3 protein-coding genes are annotated in these 2,911 nt (G+C 42.2%); 1 reads left to right on the forward strand and 2 read right to left on the reverse strand.

Annotated features, from left to right (window positions below):
- Nucleotides 1-241: 241 nt before the first annotated feature.
- Entirely contained in the window at nucleotides 242-781 is a 540-nt protein-coding gene (locus L2082_RS18980) for a cold-shock protein (RefSeq protein ID WP_446011223.1), read from the reverse strand.
- A gap of 347 nt (nucleotides 782-1,128) precedes the next feature.
- Here L2082_RS18980 and hemH point away from each other — a divergent pair, with 347 nt between their 5' ends.
- Nucleotides 1,129-2,085: a ferrochelatase gene (gene hemH, locus L2082_RS18985; RefSeq protein ID WP_446011224.1), complete on the forward strand. Its 957-nt coding sequence runs from the start codon at nucleotides 1,129-1,131 to the stop codon at nucleotides 2,083-2,085.
- A gap of 528 nt (nucleotides 2,086-2,613) precedes the next feature.
- Here hemH and L2082_RS18990 read toward each other — a convergent pair.
- A partial coding sequence (locus L2082_RS18990) for a hypothetical protein (protein WP_446012176.1) occupies nucleotides 2,614-2,911 on the reverse strand: 298 nt, incomplete at its 5' end.

The raw sequence follows: 2,911 nt of genomic DNA on the forward strand, positions 1-2,911 counted from the left end.
ATACCAACCATTTCTGTGCTGCCGATAAATCCGAGGACAATCATGACGAAAACAAGCCAGGTTTTTTCACGGGAAAATACGTTACGAAAGCCTGTTAATGAATCATACAAGTAGTTGAGCATACAATTACCTCCTCTGATTTTTTGAAGAAGTTATCTTGTAGCTTATACTGTATGCTTTTTTACAAATTTGTCAAGTTGTCAGAGAACTTACGACTGTAGAGTCTTTATTGAGGTATTAACTAAGCAGCTTTTACCCAGACCGCCTGTAAACCTTTATCACCGTCTTCCATAGCAAGACTAACAACGGCCCCCTCCTCAAGATCATCCATAGAAAGATCTTTTAAGGACTTGGCATGGAAAAAGACTTCTTGTTTATCATGGGTCATGATGAAGCCATACTCAGAAAACATTCGTTGAACGGTTCCGCAGGTATCACCACCAGGGACGCCGCCCTGGGTCTTGGCGCTGACCTGATGTTTATGATTCTGCTTTTTTTGAACTATATCTTTTAATTGCAGGCCGAGAACGTTAAAACTCTCAACCAACAATGGATGAACTTTTTCGCCCCAGCGTTTAACAACAACAGTATCATTGGGGACAGAGGCAACTAAACTGATCTCATAACCTCCTTCTTTATAGCCAGGAGTGGCCTCTATAGTGACACGAAGATGAAGAACCAGGTTTGTATAATGGCGGATAATTTTTTCTCGTTCTTCTTCTATCTTTTCCCGCCAGCCGTTGCGCATATCTAGATTTCTGGCTTCAACTTTTAGATCCATATATCCTCCACAATTTAATAGTACCAGCGGCCCTTTACCACTGTTTCTTCAAAGATTATAGTCAGATGCCCTCAGAATTTCCTATCGGCAAGCAATAATATCCCTTCGATATCCGAGAGCAGAAAAGAATGTTCTGAACAACCCACAGAAAATACAAAATAAGAAGGCGATGTTTGGGCGTTGCCGGAAAAAATTCAGAGAACTTAGTTTGGAATATAACCTTATCATGCTTTTATTATAGACATTGATCTCTGAATAGACAAGATCTAAAACGACATTTACTTGACGAAAACTTACAGGGGGGTGTAGCCTTATGTATAATAAAAAAAATCAACAGGATGGATGATATGGAAAAGAAAACTGGTGTACTCTTACTGAATATGGGAGGACCGGAAAAACAGGAAGATGTCCGTCATTTTTTATATAATCTTTTTTCGGACAGAGAGATTATTCGCCTTGGTCCTGCATTGCTGCAAAAACCTATTGCTGCGATGATTGCGTACCGACGTGCTCCGGTGAGCATGAGGAATTATCAAAAAATTGGTGGAGGATCACCGCTCACCCGGATAACAGCTGAACAAGCCCAGGCACTGGAGCAGAGTTTAGCTGGTGATGGAGATTTTATTGTCCGTTTTTGTATGCGGTACTGGCCCCCTTTTGCCGATACAGTCTTACAGGAGATGATTGATGCTGGTGTAACCGATCTGATTGCGCTCCCTCTCTACCCTCATTATTGCCGCGCCACCAGTGGTTCTTCCTTTTTTGATCTAAAACAACAACACGCAAAGATTGGCTGCAAAATTCCCATACAGGAAATCCGTTCCTGGCCTGCTGAACCGGAATATACCCAGGCCTTGGCTACACGTATTCGGGATGACCTGGCCTTATTTACAGAGGAAGAACAGGAGACGGTGCAGTTGGTCTATAGTGCCCATAGTTTACCAAAATCATTTATTGATCAGGGTGACCCCTATGTGGAGGAGTTACAACAGACTATTGCAGTCGTAGAGGGACAACTTGACAGGCAAGGCAAGCTCTGTTTTCAAAGCCGGAGTGGTCCGGTGGAGTGGTTAGAACCCAGCACGCCGGACATGCTGAACCAGCTGGCCCAGGATGGATGTAAAAACATCCTGATGGTGCCCATTTCCTTTGTTTCTGATCATATTGAGACCCTGTATGAAATTGATATGCTTTATAAGGATCAGGCTGCGGAGCTGGGTATGCGACTTGAGTCAACCAAGGGGTTGAATGATGATCCGTTCTTTATTCAGGCGTTGCGGACTTTGGTGTTGAGGGTTGCTTGAAGCAAAAAAATGCTTTAACAGCATGATTTCTTTTGCCGATTAACTTCTCTCCTTCCTTTTTCTTCTTGATTTTTTCAAGACAGAGTGTTTCATTCAAATATTGAATGAGAGGGAAGTCTGAAGTTTAGACAGATTATTCAGTTGTTGGTGATAGTCTTTTGTCTAGCAACAGTTTGCGGCGCATCCGCTTATGAAGCCGAGGAGAGCGTTCAGTTTTTCAGATATAAATAATATTATATCAATATTATCAGAAGGTGTGTTTATACTCCAAGCGCTGGATATTGATTACACGAACCGAAAGGTTGTAGTTCAGGTCACTCGAAATATCTGAAGAGTAGAGGTTGCTATCCCCTTGAAAGCGTCTCTCCTCGGCCTGCCACCGAGACTAAACCTAAAAATAAAAAATAGATACAAATTTATTGCTTAGAAGAGCTAACATAATAAGATAGGGGATAATAGCTATGAACAACGTACAGAAGAAGACAAAACAGACGAAAATGGTCACCTGCTTGATCATTCTTTTTTTCACTATTTTTCTGCCGGTTGTGAATGGATTCGCTGATACTGATCTACGACCGCAGTTTTCATCTTACCTTCTTGAGCCAAAGTGGCAAGGCAGCAGGCCGACGTGCAGTCCCACAGCGTTAACCGTGTTACTGGAGTTTGAATACAACAAGTATGCAAGCAGCCATCCTCTAACCCAAGTTCGTAGGATTTGTGCTCAAAACACGAAAAAAAGTCCTTTTTGGGGCCTTGCTCCTCTTTCAAATATCTGTAATTACTCATCACAGATTTTCGGATTCTTAATGTAGTGCCAGAGAGTGCG

The organism is Candidatus Electrothrix sp. (assembly GCF_052785085.1).

What these genes read in the sequence shown, in the direction of transcription:
- L2082_RS18980 (WP_446011223.1), bottom strand. Translation starts at nt 781, where the DNA reads ATGGATCTAAAAGTTGAAGCCAGAAATCTAGATATGCGCAACGGCTGG.
- hemH (WP_446011224.1), top strand. Translation starts at nt 1,129, where the DNA reads ATGGAAAAGAAAACTGGTGTACTCTTACTGAATATGGGAGGACCGGAA.